General features: G+C 73.3%; 20 protein-coding genes. 11 read left to right on the top strand and 9 right to left on the bottom strand.

The window, feature by feature from the left end; all coding sequences use genetic code 11:
- Positions 1–146: 146 nt before the first annotated feature.
- A complete protein-coding gene (locus J2X49_RS01465; protein ID WP_310121659.1) occupies positions 147–491 on the bottom strand; it encodes a DUF6804 family protein in 345 nt (114 codons plus the stop codon).
- 71 nt (positions 492–562) lie between these two features.
- Positions 563–4,540 carry an ATP-dependent RNA helicase HrpA gene (gene hrpA / locus J2X49_RS01460; RefSeq protein WP_396130731.1) on the bottom strand — a complete coding sequence of 1,326 codons (3,978 nt, stop codon included), beginning with the start codon at positions 4,538–4,540 and terminating at the stop codon, positions 563–565.
- A 217-nt stretch (positions 4,541–4,757) separates the two neighbouring features.
- Between hrpA and J2X49_RS01455 the strand changes: the two genes are divergently transcribed.
- Both J2X49_RS01455 and J2X49_RS01450 read left to right on the top strand, forming a co-directional pair.
- The gene (locus tag J2X49_RS01455) at positions 4,758–5,735 is read left to right on the top strand and encodes a hypothetical protein (RefSeq protein ID WP_310121651.1); all 978 of its coding nucleotides are present in this window, start codon (positions 4,758–4,760) and stop codon (positions 5,733–5,735) included.
- Between the two features lie 152 nt (positions 5,736–5,887).
- Positions 5,888–6,358, top strand: a complete 471-nt coding sequence (locus J2X49_RS01450; protein WP_310121648.1) for a cupin domain-containing protein — start codon at positions 5,888–5,890, stop codon at positions 6,356–6,358.
- A 76-nt stretch (positions 6,359–6,434) separates the two neighbouring features.
- Here J2X49_RS01450 and J2X49_RS01445 read toward each other — a convergent pair whose 3' ends face one another.
- The 3 genes from J2X49_RS01445 to J2X49_RS01435 form a co-directional block, all read right to left on the bottom strand.
- The gene (locus J2X49_RS01445; RefSeq protein WP_310121646.1) at positions 6,435–7,343 is read right to left on the bottom strand and encodes a hypothetical protein; all 909 of its coding nucleotides are present in this window, start codon (positions 7,341–7,343) and stop codon (positions 6,435–6,437) included.
- Positions 7,344–7,424: 81 nt separating this feature from the next.
- Entirely contained in the window at positions 7,425–8,915 is a 1,491-nt protein-coding gene (locus J2X49_RS01440; protein ID WP_310121644.1) for a multicopper oxidase family protein, read from the bottom strand.
- On the bottom strand, positions 8,915–9,175 hold the full coding sequence (locus J2X49_RS01435; RefSeq protein WP_128189444.1) for an SHOCT domain-containing protein: 261 nt from the start codon (positions 9,173–9,175) through the stop codon (positions 8,915–8,917). Before J2X49_RS01435 ends, J2X49_RS01440 begins: the two co-directional genes overlap by 1 nt.
- A 161-nt stretch (positions 9,176–9,336) precedes the next feature.
- Between J2X49_RS01435 and J2X49_RS01430 the strand changes: the two genes are divergently transcribed.
- A complete protein-coding gene (locus J2X49_RS01430) occupies positions 9,337–11,124 on the top strand; it encodes a DEAD/DEAH box helicase (RefSeq protein WP_310121638.1) in 1,788 nt (595 codons plus the stop codon).
- Between the two features lie 15 nt (positions 11,125–11,139).
- On the opposite strand, the gene J2X49_RS01425 is transcribed toward J2X49_RS01430, so the two are convergent.
- Together J2X49_RS01425 and J2X49_RS01420 are read right to left on the bottom strand one after the other, a co-directional pair.
- On the bottom strand, positions 11,140–11,709 hold the full coding sequence (locus tag J2X49_RS01425; RefSeq protein ID WP_310121636.1) for a DapH/DapD/GlmU-related protein: 570 nt from the start codon (positions 11,707–11,709) through the stop codon (positions 11,140–11,142).
- A 116-nt stretch (positions 11,710–11,825) separates the two neighbouring features.
- The gene (locus J2X49_RS01420; RefSeq protein ID WP_310121633.1) at positions 11,826–12,458 is read right to left on the bottom strand and encodes a hypothetical protein; all 633 of its coding nucleotides are present in this window, start codon (positions 12,456–12,458) and stop codon (positions 11,826–11,828) included.
- Positions 12,459–12,603: 145 nt separating this feature from the next.
- Between J2X49_RS01420 and J2X49_RS01415 the strand changes: the two genes are divergently transcribed.
- Complete coding sequence (locus tag J2X49_RS01415) at positions 12,604–13,365, top strand: hypothetical protein (RefSeq protein WP_310121630.1); 762 nt, start codon at positions 12,604–12,606, stop codon at positions 13,363–13,365.
- A gap of 57 nt (positions 13,366–13,422) precedes the next feature.
- Positions 13,423–14,046 carry a class F sortase gene (locus J2X49_RS01410; RefSeq protein ID WP_246990546.1) on the top strand — a complete coding sequence of 208 codons (624 nt, stop codon included), beginning with the start codon at positions 13,423–13,425 and terminating at the stop codon, positions 14,044–14,046.
- A 3-nt stretch (positions 14,047–14,049) separates the two neighbouring features.
- Here the strand turns inward: J2X49_RS01410 and J2X49_RS01405 are convergent, their stop codons facing one another.
- On the bottom strand, positions 14,050–14,712 hold the full coding sequence (locus tag J2X49_RS01405) for a hypothetical protein (protein WP_310121626.1): 663 nt from the start codon (positions 14,710–14,712) through the stop codon (positions 14,050–14,052).
- Positions 14,713–14,833: 121 nt separating this feature from the next.
- Here J2X49_RS01405 and J2X49_RS01400 point away from each other — a divergent pair, with 121 nt between their 5' ends.
- From J2X49_RS01400 to J2X49_RS01385, 4 genes are all read left to right on the top strand, one after another.
- On the top strand, positions 14,834–16,339 hold the full coding sequence (locus tag J2X49_RS01400) for an MmgE/PrpD family protein (protein WP_310121622.1): 1,506 nt from the start codon (positions 14,834–14,836) through the stop codon (positions 16,337–16,339).
- Positions 16,339–17,262 carry a methylisocitrate lyase gene (gene prpB, locus J2X49_RS01395; protein WP_310121619.1) on the top strand — a complete coding sequence of 308 codons (924 nt, stop codon included), beginning with the start codon at positions 16,339–16,341 and terminating at the stop codon, positions 17,260–17,262. The genes J2X49_RS01400 and prpB overlap by 1 nt, the downstream gene beginning before the upstream one ends.
- Positions 17,259–18,338, top strand: a complete 1,080-nt coding sequence (locus J2X49_RS01390; protein ID WP_310121616.1) for a tRNA-dihydrouridine synthase — start codon at positions 17,259–17,261, stop codon at positions 18,336–18,338. The genes prpB and J2X49_RS01390 overlap by 4 nt, the downstream gene beginning before the upstream one ends.
- A gap of 149 nt (positions 18,339–18,487) precedes the next feature.
- On the top strand, positions 18,488–19,651 hold the full coding sequence (locus J2X49_RS01385) for an acyl-CoA dehydrogenase family protein (RefSeq protein WP_310121614.1): 1,164 nt from the start codon (positions 18,488–18,490) through the stop codon (positions 19,649–19,651).
- A gap of 464 nt (positions 19,652–20,115) precedes the next feature.
- On the opposite strand, the gene J2X49_RS01380 is transcribed toward J2X49_RS01385, so the two are convergent.
- Complete coding sequence (locus J2X49_RS01380) at positions 20,116–22,083, bottom strand: BCCT family transporter (RefSeq protein ID WP_146357062.1); 1,968 nt, start codon at positions 22,081–22,083, stop codon at positions 20,116–20,118.
- 228 nt (positions 22,084–22,311) lie between these two features.
- Here J2X49_RS01380 and J2X49_RS01375 point away from each other — a divergent pair, with 228 nt between their 5' ends.
- Together J2X49_RS01375 and J2X49_RS01370 are read left to right on the top strand one after the other, a co-directional pair.
- A complete protein-coding gene (locus J2X49_RS01375) occupies positions 22,312–23,484 on the top strand; it encodes a bifunctional 2-methylcitrate synthase/citrate synthase (protein ID WP_310121610.1) in 1,173 nt (390 codons plus the stop codon).
- Entirely contained in the window at positions 23,481–24,311 is an 831-nt protein-coding gene (locus J2X49_RS01370; RefSeq protein ID WP_128189471.1) for an aldo/keto reductase, read from the top strand. The genes J2X49_RS01375 and J2X49_RS01370 overlap by 4 nt, the downstream gene beginning before the upstream one ends.
- Positions 24,312–24,496 lie beyond the last annotated feature (185 nt).

Below are 24,496 nucleotides of genomic sequence, written 5' to 3'. Positions count from 1 at the left end.
CGACCGGCTCGACCAGCGGAGTGGGGAGTGGGAGTGGTCTCGACTCGGTCGCTGCGCGACCGGCTCGACCGGCGGGGAGCGGGGGTGGTCTCGACTCGGTCGCTGCGCGACCGGCTCGACCAGCGGAGTGGGGAGCGGGGGTGAGGTCAGGCCCGGTCGTCGTCGCGCGGTGCCTTGATGAGGGCGGCGGCGGTGAGCATGGCGAGCGCCGCCACCCAGTGCGCGCCGACCCAGACGGGGCCGGCGATGTCGAACGGCAGCACCGGGTTCCACGCCACCGCGATCGCGAGCATCACCGGCACCCACCACCAGTGCCGGGCCTGGAAGGCGAACCAGCCGACGATGAGCGCGAGCACCGCGATCACGAACCGCAGCGTGCCGAACCACTCGGTCTCGAGCAGCAGCTGCGCGACGATCAGCGCGAGCGCGCCGAGGAAGCCGGGTGCGAGGGCGTTGCGCTGCCAGGAGGGGCCGTAGCGGTCGGGGTCCATCGGCGTGTCCTTGTCGGGTGGGGTTCGTCTCGACGCGCCCGCGTCTCGGGCTGCTCGACGAGCGGGGAGGGTCAGGGCGTGAGGGCCTTGCGGATGCGCTGCAGCGAGACCGGGCCGGCGGTGCCCAGCTGCTGCGCGAAGAGGCTGACGCGCAGCTCCTCCAGCAGCCACCGTGCGGCGACAAGCCGCTCGGCCCTCGCCGACCCGTCGGCGCCCGCCGGCGCATCCGTCACCGACGCGGGCAGCGGCAGCGCGCCGCCCGCCTTGAGGAACAGCGCGGTCGCCTGCTCGACCTCGGTCATCCAGGCGCGGTCGCGGTTGGCGGTCTCGGGCAGGCGCTTGACGCGGTGCTCGATCGCGCGCACGTACACCTCGAGGCGGCCGAGCCGGTCGAGGCCCGTGCGGCTGACGAAGCCGTCGAAGACGAGCTGCTCGAGCTGCGCCCGGGCGTCGGCGAGCGCCGCCATGTGCGCGAGGCTCGCCCCGTCGCGGATCGCCCGGTCGGCCAGGCGCGCCGCGGTGAGGATGCGCGCCACCTGCGCGGCGAGCGCGAACATGCGGTCGACGAGCCCGTCGGCGACGCGGGCGCGCACCGCCTCGAACTCGGCGACCGTCGCGGGCGGCACCGCTCCCAGCTCGGCGTCGATGATCGCGAGCATCAGGTCGGCGAAGAGCCGGTCGGTCGACGGGTAGGGGCTCGCGCCGAGCGCGAGCTTCTCGGCGCTCGTCAGGCTCGACTGCACGTAGGGCGCGGGGCTCGGCACCTGCCGCAGCAGCAGCTGCCGCACCGCGGCCCGCTGGTCGCGCTGCTGCGCCTCGCGGGTCGACGCGAGCCGCACGCCGACGGTCGCTGCGCCGCCCGCGCCCTTGCCGGTGATGACGTAGCCCGGGTAGGCGCGCACGGTGTTGCCGCCCTGCCGCACGTCGATGTGCTCGGGCAGGTCGGTGTCGAAGCCGGGCACCTCGTCGCGCTCGAGGTCGCTCGTCACCTTCACCGCCGCCTTCGCGACCTGCGTGCGCGCCTGGCCGGCGAAGCGGCGCTTGAGCGCCTCGAGATCCTTGTCGCCGCCGAGCCGGCGGCCGCGAGCGTCCTCGACGGCGAACGTCGGCTTGAGGTGATCGGGGATGCGGTGCCAGTCGACGTCCTCGGCGGTGGACTGCACGTAGGCGGTGCGGGAGATGCGCGCGGCGAGCACCTCGGCGATCGAGCGCGCGCCGCCCCGCTCGTCGGACGGCGGCTCGTCGGGCAGCTCGGCGAGCATGCCGCGCGCCCAGTCGGCGGCCGGCACGACGTGCTTGCGCACGTGCTTCGGCAGGCTCTTGATCATCGCCGTCAGCAGCTCCTCGCGCATGCCCGGCACGAGCCAGTCGAACCCGGCGGGGCTGAGCCGCGGCAGCACGGCGAGCGGCACGTGCACGGTGAGCCCGTCGTCGGCGGCGCCCGGCTCGAAGCGGTAGCTGAGGCGCAGGCGCTGCTCGCCCTGCTGCCACCGGGTGGGGAACGCGGCGGTGTCGACGCGCGCATCCTCGCCCGTGAGGTCCTCGCGGGTCATCGTCAGCAGGTCGGGGGTCTCCTCGCGGGCCTTCCGCCACCACCCCTCGAATCCCCGCGTCGAGGCGACGTCGGCCGGGATGCGCGCGTCGAAGAAGTCGAAGACCGCCTCGTCGCCGACCAGCAGGTCGCGGCGCCGCTGGCGCTCCTCGAGCCGCTCGATCTCGCGCCGGAGCTCGCGGTTCCTGCGGTCGAAGTCCTGCGGGCTGTCCCACTCGCCCTCGACCAGCGCGTGGCGGATGAAGAGCTCGCGCGCGTGCGCCGGATCGATGCGCTGGAACTGCACGCGCCGCCGCTCGACGATCGTCACGCCGAAGAGCGTCACCTTCTCGTACGCGACGACCGCGCCCTGCTTGCGCTCCCAGTGCGGCTCGCTCACCTGGCGCTTCGCCAGGTCGCCCGCGAGCGGCTCGGCCCAGGCGAGGTCGATGGATGCGACGGTGCGGGCGAAGAGGCGGCTCGTCTCGACGAGCTCGGCGGCCATGACCGCGCGGGGCGGGCTCTTCGCGAGGCCGGAGCCGGGGAAGATCTGGAACCGCGCGCCGCGTGCGCCGACGTACTCGGCGCGGGCGCGCATCCGTCGCTTCGACTCGCCCGGGCGCGGCTGCTGCGGCTTCTGCGTCTCGTCGAGCACGCCGATGCGGCCGAGGAGGCCCGCGAGCAGCGCCTTGTGGACGGCGACCGCGTCGACGGCGACGGCGTCGACCCCCTCCGCCCCCTCCGCTGGTCGAGTAGCCGGCGAAGCCGGCGTACCGAGACCACTGCGCTGCGCGTCTCGATACGCGCCTGCGGCGCTACTCGACGAACGGGAGGTGGCGCTGCTCGACGAACGGGCGGCGCGACCGGTGGGGTCAGCCTTCAGCCCCATCGCCTTCGTGAGCTGCCGCACCACGTCCTGCCACTCGCGCACGCGCAGGAACGAGAGGTGCTCCGCCTTGCACGCCTTGCGGAACTGGTTGCCCGACAGCGCCGCCTGCTGCGCCTGCAGGTGCCGCCAGAGCGCGAGCAGCGTGATGAAGTCGCTCGTCGGGTCGACGAACCGCGCGTGCGAGCGGTCGGCCTCCTCGCGCCGCTCGAGCGGTCGCTCCCGCGGGTCCTGGATCGTCAGGCCCGCGACGATCGCGATGACCTCGTGGGCGACGCCCGCGTCCCTGCCGGCCAGGGCCATCCGCCCGAACCGCGGATCGACGGGCAGGCGCGCGAGCTCCCGGCCGATGCGCGTGATGTCGCCCTTCGGGGTGATGGCGCCGAGCTCGCGCAGCAGGTCGCGGCCGTCCTTGATGCCGCGCGGGTCGGGCGGCTGCAGGAACGGGAAGTCCTCGAGCGCCCCGAGCCCGAGCGACGCGGCCTGCAGGATGACCGCCGCGAGGTTGGTGCGGAGGATCTCGGGGTCGGTGAACGCGGGGCGCCTGTCGAAGTCGGCCTCGGCGTAGAGGCGGATGGCGATGCCCGGCGCGACGCGGCCCGCGCGGCCGGAGCGCTGGTTGGCGCTCGCCTGGCTGATCGCCTCGATCGGCAGCCGCTGCACCTTCGAGCGCGCCGAGTAGCGCGAGATGCGGGCCGTGCCGGTGTCGATCACGTGGCGGATGCCCGGCACGGTGAGGCTCGTCTCGGCGACGTTCGTGGCGAGCACGACGCGTCGCTTCGTGCCGGGGCGGGTGCTGCGCTCGAAGACGCGGTGCTGGTCGGCGGCGCTCAGGCGCCCGTAGAGCGGCAGGATCTCGGTCGCCTGGCCGAGCCGGCCCTGCAGCTGGTCCTGCGCGTCGCGGATGTCGGCCTCGCTCGGCAGGAACACCAGCACGTCGCCGGTGTCGTCGCGCGCGATCTCGGCGAGCGCCGACTCGATGCCGTCGATCGGGTCGAGGTCGGCGGCCGGCTCGTCGGCCTCGCCGTCGTCGTCCTCGTCCATCGCCTCGGCGACGAGCGGGCGGTAGCGGATGTCGACCGGGAACGTGCGGCCCGAGACCTCGATGATCGGCGCGCCGCCGAAGTGCCGGCTGAACGACTCCGGGTCGATCGTCGCGCTCGTGACGATCACCTTGAGGTCGGGCCGACGAGGGAGGAGCCGCTGCAGGTAGCCGATCAGGAAGTCGATCGTGAGGCTGCGCTCGTGCGCCTCGTCGATGATGATCGTGTCGTACTGCTTCAGGTCGCGGTCGCGGTGCATCTCGGCGAGCAGGATGCCGTCGGTCATCACCTTGATCTGCGTGTCGGCGCTCACCTGGTCGGTGAAGCGCACCTTGTAGCCGACGGCCGTGCCCAGCTCGACGTCGAACTCCTCGGCGATGCGCTCGGCGATCGTGCGGGCGGCGAGGCGCCGCGGCTGCGTGTGGCCGATGCTCGTGCGGCCCAGCTCGAGGCACATCTTCGGCAGCTGCGTCGTCTTGCCCGAGCCGGTCGCGCCGGCGACGATCACCACCTGGTGGTCGCGGATCGCCGCCATGATCTCGTCGCGCGCCTCGCTGACCGGGAGGTCGGCCGGATAGTCGATGCGCATCCCACCATTCTCCCGCAGTGCGCCCGTGCGCCTGTCCGCGTGCGCGCCCCGCGCATCCGCCGCCCTCGCAACGGGCGCATCCGCCACGGGGACCCCCTGTGCCGCGGAGGACCCGGTACACCGGGTCCCGTTCGGCAGTAAGGGTCCCGGTGCCGGGCCTCCACAGGGCGACGCGTACGCACCGCGCGGTCGCGGTCGCCTGTGCCACCGTGCGTCCATGACCGGCGACAGCGAGCCCTCCCAGCCGAGAGCGAGGCGAGAGCTCGTCGTCGCCGAGCCGGGGCTGCGCCCGGAGCGCGACGACCGCTTCACGCGGCTGCGGCGCGGTGTCTACGTCGACCGGCCGGTGGTCGACGCGTCGTGCGCGGATGGGTCCGCGCAAGGGGACGCGCGAGGTCGCGACGCGCGGTACCTGACGCGCATCCGCGCGGTGCAGATCGCCCGCTCGCGGCCGGTGTTCGCCCGGGAGTCGGCGCTCGCGCTCCACGGGGTGCCCTTCGGGACGGAGCCGCCCGCCGTCTACACGGCGGGCGGCGCACGGACGGCGAAGAAGAAGGCGGGCGTCGTGCACTCGCCGGTCCCGCTCGACGCGCGCGATGTGATCGAGGTCGGCGAGATGCGGGTGTGCTCGCTCCTCTACGCCCTCGCAGACGTCGCGCGGCGGCGGGGCCGACTCGTCGCAGTGTCGGCGATCGACGCGGCGCTGCACGCGGAGGCGGTGACGAAGGAAGCGATGCTCGAGGCCCTCGGCCGCCAGAGCGCTCGAGGCCGGGCGCGCGCCGAGTGGGCCATCGCCTTCGCTGACGGGGCCTCGGAATCGGTGGGCGAGTCGTGGAGCAGGGTGCGCGTGTTCGAGCTCGGGTTCGCAGCGCCCGAGCTGCAGCGGTGGGTGGAGGGGCCGACCGGCAGGCAGTGGCGGGTCGACATGCGCTTCGAACGCCCCGGGCAGAGGCCCGTCTACGGCGAGTTCGACGGCATGACGAAGTACGGCGAGCTCGCGACGCGCGCGGGCCGGACCGGGACGCAGGCGCTCGCGAGGGAGAAGCAGCGCGACGACGACCTGCTCTGGACGGGCGACCCGGCGCACTGGGTCTGGGACGACGTGCTGCATCCTGCACGCCTCGAGCGCATCCTCACCGCGTATCGAGTGCCGCGCGTGCGGAGCGCTCTGGCGATGCCGACGACCGCGGGTTGAGCAGTGACGGGGACCCGGTCGACCGACGGGGACCCGCTGTGCCAGGTCCTGTTCGGTAGAAGGGGTCCCGGTGGCGCGGGGCGGACGGGGCGCGCGCCGAGGGCGCGACGCGCGCTCTGGTGCTTCTCAGGAGCCGAGGTCAGGATGGCGCCATGGACATCCACGACAACGGACCCAAGCCGAACGTCTTCGACATCGAGACGGCGACGGTCGAGAACAGCAACTACCGAGCCGTCGCCTGGACGGGCAAGCACCTGCAGGTCACGCTCATGTCGATCGAGCCCGGCAAGACCATCGGGCTCGAGGTGCACAAGGGCACCGACCAGTTCCTGCGCATCGACCAGGGGAAGGGCGTCGCGAAGATCGGGCCCGCCGAGGACGACCTGCAGGAGTACGAGGTCGAGGACGGCTGGAGCATCCAGGTGCCGGAGGGCATGTGGCACGACGTCGAGAACACCGGCGACGAGCCGCTGCGCCTCTACGCCATCTACGCGCCGACGCACCACGCGAAGGGCATCGTGCAGGCGACGGCCGAGAAGGCCGAGCAGGACGAGGAGGCCGGCCGCGACGAGCCGCCGAAGTGGGTCGCCGAGGTCGACACGAAGGGCGAGGAGAAGGCCTGAGCCGCACCTCACCCCGCAGACGCGACGACGCCCGCCGACAGGATCGGCGGGCGTCGTCGCGTGCGGGGCGGATGCGTCAGGCGCGGCCGGTCTCGTCGGCTCGGGCCTCGTCGGCGCTGGTCCGGTCGGCGTGGGCGTCGTCCGCCCCACCCTCGGGCGCGGCCTCGACGTCGGTCTCGGCCGGCGGCGTCGCGATGTCGGGGTCGGCGCCGATGACCGCGGTGCCGTCCTGGGCGTCGGCGCTCGGGCCGGGACGGTCGGCCCCGCGCTCGTCGGCCGGCTCGTCGTGGCCCTGGTGGCCCTCTTCCGGGGCGGGGGAGTAGCCGCGGGGCGCGTCGTCGCCGGGGTAGGCGGGGGTCTCGGGCAGCGTGCCGCCCTCGGAGGCGTCGTGGTGCGGCCGCGAGCGCTCGTCGGCGCCGACGACCGTGTCGCCGGGCAGCGTGCCGCCGCGCGTGGCCGCGGGGTCGGCGCCGATCTCGTCGGCGGTCGGCACGACGCCGTCGCCGAAGGCGGCCGCGGTGGCGGCTGCCGCGCCGGCTCCGCCCGCGAGGCCGGCCGAGACGCCGGCGGCGCCCCGGGCCTCGGAGACCGCAGGCGCACCGCGCTCGCGTGCGCGCGCATCCGCCGCCTCGGCGTAGTCGGGGTGGGGCTGCCCGGGCGCGAGGTCGTCGTGGTCGGCCGCGTCGCCGTCGAGGGGGTTGTCGCCGATGAGCGGCGGCTGCTCCTCGCCGAACTCGCCGCGGCGCTCGAGCACGAACACCGACGCGAGCATGGTGATGAGCGAGAGGCCCACGAAGGTCCAGCCGAGCACGTTGTTGCCGACGATGCCGAGGCCGTCGGTGACGCGCGTGTAGCTGAGGATGGCGAGCAGCGCGCCGACGCCGACGAGCACGCTCGTCGTGACGACGAACCAGGTGGGCCGGGTGCGGCGCGTGGCGATCACGGCGCCGACGACGAGGGCTGCGAGACCGAGCAGGTAGTGCATGCGGTCAGCCTAGGGGCGATGGCTGGATCGGTGTCGAGCGAAGACGGTGGGCGCCAGGAACCGCTCGCGGCCGTGCCGCCGTCAGCCGCCCGCGCGCTCGACCGTGGCCATCATCCCGGCGTCCTCGTGGTCGAGGATGTGGCAGTGGTAGACCGTGACGCCGCTGAACCGCGTGAAGGCGATCCGCACGACCACGCGCCCCTGGGCGGGCACGTGCACGACGTCGCGCCATCGCACGTCGGCGACGGCGGCGCCGTCGGCCTCGACGACCTGCATCGGCCACACGTGCAGGTGGAAGGGATGGTCCATGGGCGTCGGGTTGGAGATCGTCCACTCCTCGACCGCGTCCGCCGCGACGCGCTGGTCGATGCGCGCCTCGTCGAACGCGCGGCCATCGAAGCCGAACGACCCCATGCCGCCGGGACCCATCCCGCCCGCGGGACCCATGCCCATCCCCATGCTCATGCTGAAGGAGATCGCGCGCCGCGCGTCGGGCTCGCGTCCGCGCAGATCGGCGTCGGCGGGTCGCGACGGCACGGCGGGCGCGGCGCCGGTGGCAGCGCTCGCCCCCTCAATCCTGACGTCGGCGAGCACGCCCGGACCGGAGACGTCTGCCGCGCCCGCCAGCATCCCCGCCATCGCCGACAGCCGGTCGTGCCCCAGGGTGCGCAGCTCCGAGGAGCCCGCGCGCATGGTGACGAGCAGGTCGATGCGGTTGCCGGGAGCGAGGAGCGCCTCCTCGATCTCCCGGGGAGCCGGCTCGTGGCCGGAGTCGGTGCCCAGCAGGTGCAGCTGCTGACCCGGCAGCGCGAGGCGCAGGTACCGCGAGGTGCAGGCGTTGACGACCCGCCAGCGCTCCCGCTCGCCCGGCCGCGCGGTGATCTGCGGTCGCAGCTGGCCGTTGACCAGCAGCAGCTCGCCCTCGCGGCCGAGCATGCGCTGCATCGCCCCGGCGGGTGCGATCGCACCGGCGGGCGTCAGCGTGGTGTCCGAGATCACCAGCACCCGCTCGCGCGCCCCCGGGACGTCGTCGTCGTCCTCGACGACGATCGCGCCGAACATCCCGGCGAAGACCTGATCGGCGACGCTGCCGTGCCGGTGCGGGTGGTACCAGAAGACCCCCGGCGGGTGGTCCTCCGGCAGGTCGAAGGCGTAGTCGAAGGCCTCGCCCGGCGCGATGCTGAGGAACGGGTTGTCGGAGCTGCCCGAGGGCGAGACGGAGAGGCCGTGGGTGTGGAGGTTGGTCGGCACGGCGAGCCGGTTCACGAGCCGGACCTCGATGCGGTCACCGGGCCGCACCCGCCACGTGGTCGCGGGCACGGCGCCGCTGTACGCGAGCACGCGTGCCCGGCGCCCCGCGAGCTCGACCTCCTCGCTCGCGGCGACGAGCTCGGTGCGCAGCACGCCGCCGGCGCTCCGCACCGCCGCGGGCTCGCGCAGCGCCGGCCCGCGACCGACGCCCGTCGCCGCCCAGGGCAGGCCCGTGCTCGCGAGGCCCACCCCGCCGACGGCGATCCCGAGCGCGCTCCACGCGCCGAGCGCGAGCGCCTGGCGACGGGTGATCGGCTCCATCAGCCGTCGCCGCGGATCCGCCCGAGGCGCTCGTCGTACTCGGCGGTGTCGATCTCGCCGCGGGCGTAGCGCTCGTCGAGGATCGCGCGCGCCTGCGCCTGCGCGTCACCGGGCGCCGGTCCTCGCCGGCGGGGGTCGACGCCGCCGACCGTGAGGCGCACGAGCAGGATCACGAGCGTCGCGATCCCCGCGAGCAGCAGCAGCAGGAAGACCCAGCTCCAGCCCGCGGCCATCCCTGCCCAGCCCCAGTCGCCCATCATGCTGCACCGTCCCTCCCCGCCGATGGCGGTTCGTGCAGCGCGCACGCGGTCGTGCGCACCGCTCCCCGGTGCCGGGAAGACGCCGCCAGGATACCCCCGGAGGTATCGGTGGACAAGGGCCTCGGCGCGCCGCGTGGGCGGTCTCGCCTACCCTTGATCCAGTGACGAGACCCGCGACCGAGACGCACGCCAGCAGCGCGCACTTCGGCTCGTGGGCGGCCGACCACCTCCCGCCGAACTACCCCGAGCGCGCCGCCTGGGGCACCGTGCAGCCGCTGCGCGCCTGGCAGGAGGAGGCGCTCACCCAGTACTTCACCACCGAGCCGCGCGACTTCCTCGCGGCCGCGACCCCGGGCGCCGGCAAGACGACCTTCGCGCTGCGCCTCGCCTCCGAGCTGCTGCGCCGCGGCACCGTCTCGCGCATCACCGTCGTGGCGCCCACCGAGCACCTGAAGCAGCAGTGGGCCGACGCCGCGCACCGCGCGGGCATCCGGCTCGACCCCGACTTCTCGAACGGCGACGGCGACTACCCCCGGCAGTACCACGGCGTCGTCGTGACGTACGCGCAGGTCGCGGCCCGCGCATCCGTGCACGAGCGCATCACCCGGTCGGCGCCGAGCCTCGTCATCCTCGACGAGGTGCACCACGCCGGCGACGCGCTCTCGTGGGGCGACGCGGTGCTCGAGGCGTTCGGCCCGGCCGCGCGCCGCCTGTCGCTGACGGGCACGCCGTTCCGCAGCGACACCTCGCCCATCCCGTTCGTCGAGTACATCCGCGACGAGCGGGGCGTGCGCGTCTCGAGCACCGACTACGCCTACGGCTACGACGCGGCGCTCCGCGACGGCGTCGTGCGCCCGGTCGTCTTCATGGCCTACGCGGGCACGATGCAGTGGCGCACCTCGATGGGCGACGAGATGAAGGCCACGCTCGGCCAGGGCGACACGAAGGACATCACGAACGGCGCCTGGCGCACCGCCCTCGACCCGGGCGGCGAGTGGATCCAGCAGGTGCTGCGCTCGGCCGACGTGCGGCTGACGCACGTGCGCCACTCGGTGCCGGATGCGGGCGGTCTCGTGATCGCGACCGACCAGGCCCAGGCCAGGCAGTACGCGCAGCTGCTGCGCGCCATCTCGGGGGAGGAGCCGACCGTCGTGCTCTCCGACGACGCGGGCGCCTCCGACCGGATCAGCGCGTTCTCGGCCGGCACGTCGCGGTGGATGGTGGCGGTGCGGATGGTCTCGGAGGGCGTCGACGTGCCGCGGCTCGCGGTCGGCGTCTACGCCACGAGCTCGGCGACGCCCCTGTTCTTCGCGCAGGTGATCGGCCGCTTCGTGCGCTCGCGGAAGCGCGGCGAGATCGCGACGGTGTTCCTGCCCTCGGTGACGCCGCTGCTCACCCTCGCCGCCGAGCTCGAGCGGCAGCGCGACCACGCGCTCGACAAGGAGCAGGCCGACGACCAGCTGCTCGACGACGACCTCATGGCCGCCGCCGAGCAGGGCGACAAGGACGACCGGGAGCCTGCGCCGTTCACGTGGGAGCCGCTCGAGTCGAGCGCGACCTTCGACCGGGTGCTCTTCGGCGACGCGGAGTTCGGCCAGCTGGTCGAGCCCGCGACCGAGGAGGAGATGGACTTCATCGGCATCCCCGGGCTGCTCGACGCCGAGGAGGTGTCCGACCTGCTGAAGCGGCGCCACGCGCGGCAGGCCGCGCGCATCCGCGACCGGCCGCCGAACCAGGAGGCGCCCGAGCCGCTCTACCGCAACATGCGCGAGGAGCGGCAGCTGCTCAACTCGCTCGTCGCGATCGTCGCCAAGCGCCGCGGCGAGGCGCACGCGCTCGTGCACGCCGAGGCGCGGCGCATCTGCGGCGGACCGCCGGTCGCGCAGGCGTCGATGCAGCAGCTGCGCGACCGCATCCACTACCTGCGACGGGTCGTCGACAAGCGCTGAGCGCGCGGGCGGCGTTCAGCCGCCGAGCGACCGCACGACCCGCGCCGGCGAACCGACTACGACCGTGCGCGGCGGGACGTCCTTCGTCACGACGGCGGCGGCCCCGACGACGGCGTCGTCGCCGATCGTCACGCCGGGCAGGAGCGTCGCGTTCGCGCCGATCCAGACATTGCGGCCGACGACCACCCGGGCCGGATGCATGTCGGCGCGCCTCGCGGGATCGAGGTCGTGGTCGAGCGTCGCGATGACGACGTTGTGGCCGATCAGGCAGTCGTCGCCGATCTCGATGCCGCCCTGGTCCTGGAACCTGCAGCCGGCGTTGATGAACACGCGCCGACCGATGCGGATGTTCCTGCCGAAGTCGGTCGTGAACGGCGGGAAGAGCGTGACCGAGTCGTCGACCGGCGCGCCGATGAGCTGCGACAGCAGCGCACGCACACGCGCCGGCTCGTGATACCCGCCGTTGAGCTCGCCCGTGACGCGCATCGCCTCCTGGCTCGCCCGGTGCATCGCGGCGTGCAGCGGGGAGTCGCCCGGGATGGTCTGGCCTGCCCGCAGCGCCGCGAGCAGCTCGTCGAGGTCCATGGGGTCCAGCGTGGCACAGCCGCCCTCGGCTCCAGCGGAGGCGTCGGCCCGGGACGGGCCGACGAGCTGGCGTCGCGGCTGAGACCCGAAAGGGTCTCCGCCCTCAGCTCCAGCGCTCAGTCGTGCTCGACCCAGCAGACGAGCACCGAGGATGCGACCGCGTAGGCGACCTCGGACTGCGTCATCGTGCCGTCGGCGAGCTGCTCGGGGAGGCCCGTCGCGTCGACCACGAGGGTCTTGCCGTCGCGGAGGAACGCGACCACGCCGTCGCCGGTCGAGAACGACGGCAGGCCGAGCCCGAGCATCCCCTCGATCTCCTCGGCGCCCGGGAGGCTGCCCTGCAGCTCGGCGAAGTGCGCCTCGCCGACCGCGGGATCGGTCGCGTCGTGCACCGAGAGCACGAGCGGTGCCCCGTCGACGTCGTAGGTGCAGGTGAAGTCGGGGGCGTCCCACGCGGTCGCGGGCGGCTCGGGGTCGCTCAGCCGCAGCATGGAGGCGACGGCGGTCTCGACCTGCCCGCCGCAGACCATCGCGGCCGCCTCGGACGGCCCGCCCGACGCATCCGCCGAGCCGTGGTCGCCGTGCTCGGCGCCGGGCATGACGCTGCCGTCGGGCATCGTGTGCGAGGCCTCGGGCGACGTCGCCGTCGTCGGCGCGGGCGCCGCTCCGGGATCCGCGGTCGCTGCGGCGCAGCCTGTGAGCATGAGCGCGGCGACGGCGAGGACGGCGAGCCGGTGCGAGCTGGTCATGCCGGTGGTTCGGCGCGACACGCGCGGCGGATTGCGTATCCGCCGCCGCGCCCGCCTGATCCAATCCGCCGTCGGGAGGGCGCCGAACCCCACACCACGAGAGCGCACGCCGTGTGCTCGACATCCTCCGGAAGAGGTCCACCCCATGAAGAACAAAGCAGTTCTGCTCGGCGCCCCGGCGCTGGGACTCGGCCTGGTCATGCTGGGCACCGCCCCCGCGATGGCCGCGCACGCCGAGGGCTCGTACTCGACGATGCTCGACGAGATCAACAACAGCGGCGCCTCCGGCGAGGTCTGGATCGACGTCGAGGGCACGACTGCCACGGTGACGCTGAACGCGACGGGCCTCGCGGCCGAGTTCGACGGCGCGCCCTACCCGCACGTGCAGCACATCCACATCGACGCGCAGGGCCTGTGCCCGAGCCCGGACGCCGACACGAACGGCGACGGCATCATCAGCACGACCGAGGGCGCTCCGTTCTACGGCGGCATCGGCACGACCCTCTCGGTCGGCGACGCCGACAAGAGCCCTGACGGCGGTCTCGACCTCGCGGCTGCGCCGGCGGGCGACACGATCTCCTACGAGGAGACGTTCGAGCTCGACCAGGCCACGCAGGACGCACTCGCCGCCGGCACCGCCGTCGTCGTCGTGCACGGCCTCGACCCGGCCACGCAGCCCGAGGCCGGCACGAGCGAGAGCGACCTCGTGCCCGAGCTGCCGCTGGCAGCGACCTCGCCCGCGCTCTGCGGCGCCCTCGCCATGGCTCCGGCCGGCGGCGTGGACACCGGCGTCGAGCAGGGCACCGACGGCTCGGCGATGGCCGTGACCGCGCTGGGCGGCCTGCTGGCCGTCGGCACCGTCGCCGGTGTCGTGATGCTCCGTCGCCGCGCGATCACGAACGACTGACCACCCGTCAGCTCGATGATCTCCACTGGAACGGGCCGTCGCCATCGCCTCACGGCGGTGGCGGCGGCCCTCCTGCTCTCGCTCACGGCCTGCGCCGGCACGGGAGCCGATGCCCCGCCCGAGGCGGCGCCGCCCGCCATGACGCAGTCGCCCGCGCCCGCCCCCTCCGAGAGCGCCGAGCAGCCGGCCGACGACGCGGCCCCCGCGGCCGCCCCCGCGATGGAGGCCTCGACGCCCGTCAGCGTCAGCATTCCCGCGATCGACCGCGAGGCCACGCTCATCCGCACCGGCATGCGCGACGACGGCACCCTCGAGGTGCCGCCCGACGCCGACGGGTCGCCCGCGAGCTGGTACGACGGCTCGCCCACGCCCGGCGAGGTCGGCGCGGCGGTGCTGCTCGGCCACGTCAACTCGCTCACCGACGACAGCGGCGTCTTCTACGACCTCGTCTCGCTCGAGATCGGCGACGAGGTGAGCGTCGCCCGCGAGGACGGCACCACGGCGACCTTCGAGATCTACCGCGTCGAGTCGTTCGCGAAGTCCGAGTTCCCGACGCGCGACGTCTACTACCCGGTGCCCGACCCCGAGCTGCGCCTCATCACGTGCGACGACCTCGGCGAGGCCGACGGCGAGTTCCCCAACAACCTCATCGTGTTCGCGCGGCTGGTGGCGACGGCGTAGCGGTCACGGCGCAGGCGGGGTCTCCCAGCCCTGCAGCGCCGGGCACACCTGCCACGAGACGACGACGTCGCCGCCGTCGAGCGGGATGCCCGCCATGTCGGCGTGCATCTGCACGCCGTCGGCGCCCTCGTGGCGGCTCACCGCATCCCACTGCAGGAGCGTCGTGAGGGCCCCGTCGGGGTGCACCGAGATGCCGTAGCTGTGGGTGTTGTCGCTCATCGAGATGCGCGTCTGCTCCATGCCGCGCTCGGTGGCCCACGCGACGAGCGCCTGGTCGATCTCGTCGAGCCGCGCGCCGTCGTCGCCGCCGTCGAGGTAGGCGCGGGCGAACCGCATCCGGCAGTCGTTCGTCAGCATCGTCCAGCTCGACGCGCACAGCACGTCGAAGCGGTCGAGCGCGCCCGGCAGGTCGAAGCCGCCGCGGTACTGGGCGTCGGCCGGCACCTCGTCGACCTTGTCCTCGGGGCCGCCCCAGAAGACGTCGTCGTGGCAGCGCGCCGACGGGCCCGGCATGTGGCCGATCGGCTCCGCAGGGGACGCGGTCGCGCCCGGGTCGGTGCGGTCGGGGCCGCCGCCGGCGGGCAGGCAGCCGCTCAGGGCGACCAGCGCGGCCGCGGCGGCGAGGCAGCGCAGCGCTCGTGCGCGGGAACGGCCGACGACCGCCATGACCGCCTCCTCATCGAGGCCTCCGCTTCGGGAGTCGAGCCGATCGTACGCCCGCACCCCGACGGCGGCCAGGGGCGTCGTGCGGCACGCGCCGACGGCGCGCATCGCTAGGCTCGGCACCATGCAGCACCATGATGTGAGAGCCCGCAAGAGCGCCGAGAACCTGCCCCGCGAGGAGCAGCTCGCCTGGAAGATCGCCCAGGTCGCCGTCGACCCGGTCGAGGTCGAGGCCGAGGTCGTCGAGATGATCGCGAACCGCATCATCGACAACGCGTCGGTGGCGATCGCGAGCCTCAACCGCCCGCCGGTCGTGTCGGCCCGCGAGCAGGCGCAGCGCCACCCGTACGAGCCCGGCGCCGCCGTCTACGGCATCGAGGACCGCGTGAGCCCCGAGTGGGCCGCCTGGGCGAACGGCGTCGCCGTGCGCGAGCTCGACTACCACGACACGTTCCTCGCCGCCGACTACTCCCACCCGGGCGACAACATCCCGCCGATCCTCGCGGTCGCGCAGCACGTCGGCTGCGACGGGCGCGCGCTCGTGCGCGGCATCGCGACGGGCTACGAGATCCAGGTCGACCTCGTGCGCGCGATCAGCCTCCACAAGCACAAGATCGACCACGTCGCCCACCTCGGGCCGTCGGCGGCCGCGGGCATCGGCACGATGCTCGGCCTCGAGGCCGAGACGATCTTCCAGGCGGTCGGCCAGGCACTGCACACCACGACGGCCACCCGCCAGTCGCGCAAGGGCGAGATCTCCACGTGGAAGGCACACGCCCCCGCGTTCGCCGGGAAGATGGCGGTCGAGTCGGTCGACCGCGCCATGCGCGGCCAGACGAGCCCCGTGCCGATCTACGAGGGCGAGGACGGCGTGATCGCCTGGCTGCTCGACGGCTGGGAGGGCGACTACCAGGTGCCGCTGCCCGCGCCGGGCGAGCCCAAGCGCGGCATCCTCGACACGTACACGAAGGAGCACTCGGCCGAGTACCAGGCGCAGGCCTGGATCGACCTCGCGCGCAAGCTCGGCGCCGAGCGCCCCGAGCTGCGCGATCCCGAGAACGTCGCGTCGATCGTGCTGCACACGAGCCACCACACCCACTACGTCATCGGCTCGGGCGCCAACGACCCGCAGAAGTACGACCCGACCGCCTCGCGCGAGACCCTCGACCACTCGATCCCGTACATCGTCGCGGTCGCGCTGCAGGACGGCGGCTGGCACCACGTCGACTCCTACGCGCCCGAGCGCGCCGCCCGGCCGGACACGGTCGAGCTGTGGAACAAGATCTCCACGCTCGAGGACCCAGTGTGGACCGAGCGCTACCACGACCCGGACCCCGACAAGAAGGCGTTCGGCGGCCGCATCGTCATCACGCTCACCTCGGGCGAGACGATCGAGGACGAGATCTCGGTGGCGGATGCGCACCCGGCGGGCGCGCGCCCGTTCGGCCGTGCGGAGTACGTGCAGAAGCTGCGCACGCTCGCGCAGGGCATCATCGACGACGCCGAGATCGACCGCTTCCTCGGGCTCGTCGAGCGCCTGCCCGAGCTCACGGCCGAGGAGGTGCGGCAGCTCAACGTCGTCGCGCCCGCGGGCACCGTCGACGCCGGCACGACGCAGGGCATCTTCTAGTGCTGTCGACCAGCGTCACGCCCAACGAGAAGCGCAAGGCGCTGCGGGCGGGCCTCGCCTCCGGCACGCTGCAGCGCTTCCCGGGCGCCTTCACGCCGCTGTCGGCGCCGCTCATCCAGCAGCTCGGCTTCGAGGGCGCCTACATCTCGGGCGCCGTCATGGCGGCCGAGCTGGGGCTGCCCGACATCGGCCTGACGACGCTCACCGAGGTCGCCCAGCGCGGCCGCGAGATCTCGCGCATGACCGACCTGCCCACGCTCATCGACGCCGACACGGGCTTCGGCGAGGCGATGAACGTCGCGCGCGCCGTGCACGAGCTCGAGGACGCGGGCGTCTCGGGCCTCCACCTCGAGGACCAGGTCAACCCCAAGCGGTGCGGCCACCTCGACGGCAAGGAGGTCGTGCCGCTCGACCAGGCGGTGCAGCGCATCGCGGCCGCGGTCGCCGCGCGCCGCGACAGCGACCTGCTCATCATGGCCCGCACCGACATCCGCGGCGTCGCGGGGCTCGAGGCCGCGAAGGACCGCGCGAAGGCGCTCGAGGCCGCCGGCGCCGACGCGATCTTCCCCGAGGCGATGGCCACGCTCGAGGAGTTCGCGGCGATCCGCGAGGCCGTCGACGTGCCGATCCTCGCCAACATGACCGAGTTCGGCAAGAGCGCGCTCTTCACGCACCAGCAGCTGCAGGACGTGGGGGTGAACATCGCCATCCACCCGGTGTCGCTGCTGCGCATCGCGATGGGCGCGATCGAGCGCGAGCTCGGCCTGCTGGCCGAGACGGGCACCCTCGACGGCGCGGTCGAGCGCATGCAGACGCGCGCGCGGCTCTACGAGCTCAACGACTACGCCGCCTACAGCGCCTTCGACGAGGGCGTGTTCGACTTCGAGGTGCCCGGTCGCCTCATCGGGGGCGCGCACGGATGAGCCTGCTCTTCTCGCCCGTCACGGTGGGCGCCGTCGAGGTGCGCAACCGCGCCTGGGTCTCGCCCATGTGCCAGTACTCGTGCGAGCAGCTCGACGGCGTGCCCGGCCAGTGGCACCTCGAGCACCTCGCCTCCTTCGCGCGCGGCGGCGCGGGCCTCGTCATGACCGAGGCCGCCGCGGTCGTGCCCGAGGGCCGCATCTCGCCGCAGGACGCCGGCATCTGGGACGACGAGCAGGGCGAGGCGTGGGCGGTGATCGCCGAGCGCATCCGCGCTCACGGCGCCGTGCCCGCCATCCAGCTCGCCCATGCCGGCCGCAAGGCATCCACGTACCGCCCGTGGAGCGGCCGCGGCAGCGTGCCGCAGGGCGAGGGCGGCTGGCAGACGGTCAGCGCGGGCGCGGATGCGTTCGGCCGGTTCGCGCCGCCGCGCGCGCTGGGTGCCGACGAGGTGGCGCAGCTGCCGGAGCGCTTCGCCGAGGGCGCCCGACGCGCCGCGGCTGCGGGCTTCGACGCGATCGAGGTCCACGCCGCGCACGGGTACCTGCTGCACCAGTTCCTCTCGCCGCTCACCAACCACCGCGACGACGAGTGGGGGCCCGACGCCGACGGCCTCCGCGTCGAGCTGCTGCGCCGCGTCGTCGCGGCCGTGCGCGAGGCGGCGCCGGACGCCGCGCTCATGGTGCGCCTCAGCGCCTCCGACTGGGTCGAGGGCGGCATCGACACGCGCCTCACGATCGAGCACGTGCGCGCCGCCGCCGATGCGGGCGCCGACTGGTTCGACCTCTCCTCCGGCGGGCTCGACCCGCGGCAGGAGATCCCGCTCGGGCCTGGCTACCAGGTGCACTTCGCCCGCGACGTGCGCGCCGCGACGGGCCTGCCCGTCAACGCCGTCGGGCTCATCGACGAGCCGTCGCACGCCGAGCAGCTGCTCGCCGAGGGCGACGCCGACGCGGTGATGCTTGCGCGCGCGTGGCTGCGCAACCCGCACTGGGCCCTCGCGGCCGAGGCCGCCCTCGACGGCGAGCCCGAGGCATCCGTCTGGCCTCCGCAGTACACGAGGGCGCGGCAGGCATAGTCGCACCCTCGGCCCCGCTCCGCGCCGAGCCGTTCGCCTCCGTGCCGTAAGGTGCAAGGCGACTGCTCAGCGCGGAGCGAGGCCGACTGATCCCGATCGGATCGCGGCATCCCGCGCGGATGGCGGCTCCCTAGACACAAGGAGACGGGATGACGATCGATCTGGCCACCTACGCCCTCAGCGACGACGAGCTGACGCTCGCGGAGACCATCCGCGACTTCGCCGACCGCGTCGTGGCACCCGTCTCGTACGAGGCCGACCGCACGAAGACGCTCCCGATGGACGTCGTCGCCCAGATGGGCGAGATGGGCCTGTTCGGGATCCCCTTCCCCGAGGAGCACGGCGGCCAGGGCGGCGACTACTTCGCGCTCTGCCTCGCCATCGAGGCGCTCGCGCGCGTCGACCAGTCGATCGCGATCACGCTCGAGGCGGGCGTGAGCCTCGGCGCCATGCCCGTGTTCCGCTTCGGCACGCCCGAGCAGCAGGCCGAGCTGCTGCCGCCGCTGCTCGAGGGCACCGCGCTCGCCGGCTTCGGCCTCACCGAGCCCGGCGCCGGCTCCGACGCGGGCGCGACCCGCACGACCGCGCGCCTCGACGACGACGAGTGGGTCATCAACGGCGCGAAGCAGTTCATCACCAACTCCGGCACGCCCATCACGAAGTTCGTCACCGTCACGGCTGTCACGGGCGAGCAGGACGGCCGCAAGGAGATCTCGACGATCATCGTGCCGAACGGCACCCCCGGCTTCACCGTGGACCCCGGCTACGACAAGGTCGGCTGGCACGCCTCCGACACGCATCCGCTCACCTTCTCCGACGCGCGCGTGCCCGCGGCGAACCTGCTGGGGGAGCGCGGCCGCGGCTTCGCCAACTTCCTGCACATCCTCGACGAGGGGCGCATCGCGATCGCGGCGCTCGCGACCGGCGCGGCCGAGGGCTGCCTCGAGGCCGCGGTCGACTACGCGAAGCAGCGCACGGTCTTCGGCGAGCCGCTGTCGACCCGCCAGAGCATCCAGTTCACGCTCGCGCGCATGCAGGCGCGCGTGCACAGCGCGCGCCTCGCGTGGCACCACGCGGCGCGCCTGCGCGACGCCGGCAAGCCGTTCAAGACCGAGGCGGCGATCGCCAAGCTCACCGCGAGCGACGCCGCGATGGACAATGCGCGCGAGGCGACGCAGATCTTCGGCGGCAACGGCTTCATGAACGAGTACCCGGTGGCGCGGCACTTCCGCGACTCGAAGATCCTCGAGATCGGCGAGGGCACGAGCGAGGTGCAGCTGCTGGTGGTGGCGCGGGCGCTCGGCGTGGCCTGAGCCGCACGCGCCGTTGGTCGAGTAGGCCGCGTGACCCCGTCGGTCGAGTAGGCCGCGCAGCGGCCGTATCGAGACCGCGCACCCCGTTGGTCGAGTAGGCCGCGGAGCGGCCGTATCGAGACCGCGCTCGGCCTCGTCTCGATACGGCCCTGCGGGCCTACTCGACGAACGGGGTGGGGAGCGGCCCTCACCCCGTTGGTCGAGTAGGCCGCGGAGCGGCCGTATCGAGACCGCGCTCGGCTTCGTCTCGATACGGCCCTGCGGGCCTACTCGACGAGCGGGTGGGGAGCGCCCGTGACCCCGTTGGTCGAGTAGGCCGCGGAGCGGCCGTATCGAGACTGCGCTACCCCGTTGGTCGAGTAGGCCGCGGAGCGGCCGTATCGAGACCGAGGCAGTTTCGTCTCGATACGGCCCTGCGGGCCTACTCGACGAACGGGGATGCGGGCCTACTCGACGAACGGGGGCTACTCGGCCGGGGGCTCGGCCCGGCGACGCCGCTCCCGCTCCTCCTCGCCGACGACGAGCGCGTTGTCGCCCGACGCGGTGTGGTCGGGGCGATCCGGGCCCTTCGGCTGGATGCGACCGGGGTCGAGGGTGCGCTGCACGCCCTGGGCGTCGATCGGCCCGGTCGTCGCATCCGTGTACCACTCGGTGAGCGCCGGGTCGTCGGTGTCGAGCCACGCGCCCGCGCCGTCGTCGGCGTGCACGCCGCTCGAGCCGAAGACGAAGTCGTCGCCGTGCTCCTCGATGCCGAGCCGCACGCCCTGCGCGATCGCGGCCTTCGCGTACTTGTGGCGCAGCATGTAGGGGTCCGTGCGCAGGTCCTTCGCCCAGGCGACCATGATGCCGATCACCACGAACGCGAAGGGCAGCGCCGTCACGACCATGAGCGACTGCACGCCGCTGAGCGCCTCCTCGCCGCCGGCGACGAGCAGCGTCGCCGCGGTCGCGCCGAGCAGCACGCCCCACGTGATGGTCACCCAGCGGCTCGGCTCGGGCTTGCCGCCCTGGCTCATCGACGCCATCACGATCGACGCCGAGTCGGCGGAGGTGACGAAGAAGATGACGATCGACACGAGCGCGAGGATCGACGTGATCACGCCGAAGGGCAGGTTGCCGAGCATCGCGAAGAGCATCGCCTCCGACGAGCCCGCCTCGCTGATGCCGAGCCCGGCCGCCTCCATCGACATCGACGTGCCGCCGACGATCGTGAACCAGACGAGGCAGACGGCCGACGGCACCACCACGACGACGGTGACGAACTCGCGCAGGGTGCGGCCGCGCGAGATCTTCGCGACGAACATCCCGACGAACGGCGTCCACGACACCCACCACGCCCAGTAGTAGGTGGTCCAGGCGGAGAGGAACGCGGCCGAGTCCTCGCTCTGCGCGGGGTTGCGCATGAGCATGGTGCCGAGGTCCTCGAAGAACGCGACCGTGACCGACGGCAGCAGGTTCAGCAGCAGGAGCGTCGGGCCGGCGACCAGCACGAAGACCCCGAGCACGCCGGCCACGACCATGTTGATGTTCGACAGGGCCCGGATGCCGCGCTTGATGCCCGAGACGGCCGAGACCACGAAGAGGGCCGTGAGCACCGCGATGGTGCCGATGAGGAAGGCGTTGCCGACCTCGCCGATCCCCGCGACCATCTCGAAGCCGCGGCCGATCTGCAGCGCGCCGATGCCGAGCGAGATGGCGGTGCCGCCGAGCGTCACGATGATCGCGAAGACGTCGACGAGCTGCCCGAGCCAGCCCTCGGTGCGCTGGCCGAAGATGGGCGTGAAGATCGCCGAGATCAGCGGCGAGCGCCCGCGGCGGTAGGCGCCGTAGGCGATCGCGCCGCCCACGAGCGCGTAGTACGCCCACGCCATCGGTCCCCAGTGGAGCAGCGTCTGCGCGAGCGCGGAGTGCATCGCGTCGACGGTGCCGGGCTCAGCGTCGAAGCCGTGCGGGGGAGCGAGGAAGTAGGTGAGCGGCTCCATGGGGCCGTAGAAGAGCAGGCCGATGCCGATGCCGGCCGAGAAGAGCATCGCGATCCACGACACGGTCGAGAACTCGGGCTCCTCGTCGTCGGAGCCGAGCCGCACGCCGCCGGTGCGGCCGTAGCCGACGAACATCATGAAGACGGTGATCGCGATCGTGAGCGCCCCGAAGAGCCAGCCGAAGTTCGTCGTCACCCAGCCGAGCGAGGCCGAGCCGGTCGCCTGGATGCTCGCCGGGTCGAGGATGCCCCAGACGATGACGGCGGCGATGAAGGCGCCGGCGATCGCGAACACGGCCCAGTTCGTGCCGAAGGTGCGGCCGGTGCGCTCGACGCCGATGCCGGGGATGAGCGCCGGATGCACGAGGCCGGGTTCCGTCACCTCCCGGATGACCTGCCGCACGGGGGTGCGGCGCGGATGCTCAGGGGTCGTGGGCGGCGTCTCGGCCATGGCGTCTCAGCTCGTCTCGTGTCGTTCGGTGTGGTCTCGTTCCAGCCCTCGCGGGCGACAGGCGACGCTATCGCGGGCCTCCGGCGCACCCTGCGAGCATCGGTGGATCGTTGCGGCATCGTGATCGCCCATGCCCGGGCACAGACGTCGTTCGCCGGGCGAACGATCTTCGGAGCGGCCGTGCCCTAGAGTCGGATCGCGCCCCACACCTGTTCACCGAGGAGCACCATGACCCAGCCCGAGGCCCAGCCCGAGATCAAGAAGGGGCTCGCCGGCGTCGTCGCCGACACCACCGAGATCTCGAAGGTCAACCCCGACACGAACTCGCTGCTCTACCGCGGCTACCCGGTGCAGGAGCTCGCCGCGACGCAGCCGTTCGAGGCGGTCGCCTACCTGCTCTGGCACGGCGAGCTGCCCGACGAGGCGCAGCTGGCCGAGTTCCGCGCGAAGGAGCGCGGGCTGCGGGCGCTGCCCGACAACGTCAGGACGGTCATGGATGCGCTGCCCACGAGCGCGCACCCGATGGACGTCGTGCGCACGGCCGTCAGCATCGTCGGGGCCAACGACCCCGACGCCGACGACGCATCCACCGACCTCGACAAGGCGTTCGCGCTCTTCGCCGTGCTGCCGGCGATCGTCAGCTACGAGCAGCGCCGCCGCCGCGGCGAGCAGCTCGTGCCCCCGCGCGACGACCTCGACTACGCCGCGAACTTCCTCTGGATGTCGTTCGGCGAGGAGGCCGACGAGGTCGTCGTCGATGCCTTCAACCAGTCGATGGTGCTCTACGCCGAGCACTCGTTCAACGCATCCACCTTCACCGCCCGCGTCGTCACCTCGACGCTCGCCGACCTCTACTCGGCGGTCACCGCGGCCGTCGGCGCGCTCAAGGGCCACCTGCACGGCGGCGCGAACGAGGCCGTGATGGAGGTCTTCCACGAGGTGGGCGAGCCGTCGAAGGCCGACGCGTGGATGCAGACCGCGCTCGACGAGAAGCGCAAGATCATGGGCTTCGGGCACCGGGTCTACAAGAACGGCGACTCGCGCGTGCCCACCATGCGCGCGGCGCTCGAGCGGCTCGTCGAGCACTACGACGCCCCCGAGACGCTCGAGATGTACACGGCGCTCGAGCAGGCGATGGCCGACCGCAAGCCCATCAAGCCCAACCTCGACTTCCCGTCGGGCCCCGCCTACGCGCTCATCGGCTTCGACGTGCCGATCTTCACGCCGCTGTTCGTCGCGGCGCGCGTCACCGGCTGGACCGCCCACATCATCGAGCAGCGCGCCAACAACGCGCTCATCCGCCCCCTCTCGGCGTACAGCGGCCCCGACGAGCGCCACGTGCCCGGCGTCGACACCGCAGCCCTGCCCGAGGACACGTCCACGATCGAGGAGACCGAATGACCACCATCCCCACCCTGCAGCTCAACGACGGCCGCACGATCCCGCAGCTCGGGTTCGGCGTCTTCAAGGTCGACCCGGCCGAGACCGAGCGCATCGTCACCGAGGCGCTCGAGGCGGGCTACCGCCACATCGACACCGCCACCATCTACGGCAACGAGGAGGGCGTCGGCCGCGCGCTCGCCGCGAGCGGCATCGCGCGCGACGAGCTCTACGTCACGACGAAGCTCTGGAACGACCGGCGCGGCGAGGCCGCGGCCCGCGAGGCGCTGGGCGCGAGCCTCGAGATGCTCGGCCTCGACCACGTCGACCTCTACCTCATCCACTGGCCGACGCCCGCGAACGGCAGCCCGGTCGAGACGTGGCAGACGCTCGCCGCGATGCGCGACGAGGGCCTCACCTCGTCGATCGGCGTCTCGAACTTCGACGAGCGCTACCTGCCCGAGATCCTCGAGACCGGCATCGTGCCCGCGGTCAACCAGATCGAGCTGCACCCGCAGTTCCAGCAGCGCGCCGCGGTCGAGCTCTCGGCGCAGCACGACATCAAGATCGAGGCCTGGGGCCCGCTCGGCCAGGGCAAGGTCGACTACTCGACCGGCGTCATCGGCGAGATCGCGCAGCGCCTCGGCGTCTCGTGGGCGCAGGTCACGCTGGCCTGGCACCTCGCCGAGGGCCGCATCGTCTTCCCCAAGTCGAGCAGCCCCGAGCGCATGGCCGAGAACCTCGCCGCCGCGTCGGTGCAGCTGACGCCCGAGGACATCGCGGCGATCGACGCGCTCGACCAGGGCGCGGCCGGCCGCGTCTCGGCCGACCCCGCCGAGGTGAGCTGACCCGACCCCGCCGGGCGGACGCATCCGCCCGCCCCGGTCGGAACCGATCCCGCTCGACGACCCGTTGCACCCGGCACGACCCGGTGCACCGGGTCGTCGCCGTTCGAGCGGGTCGTGCTGCCGGCCGTCGCCGCCGACGGGGTGGGCGGCCGTGCAGCGCGGCCCTCCACAGGCGGGCGGATGCG

The sequence above is a fragment of the Agrococcus sp. BE272 genome (assembly GCF_031457935.1).
Lineage (GTDB): Bacteria > Actinomycetota > Actinomycetes > Actinomycetales > Microbacteriaceae > Agrococcus > Agrococcus sediminis.
This window is presented reverse-complemented; position numbering and strand designations above follow the sequence as displayed.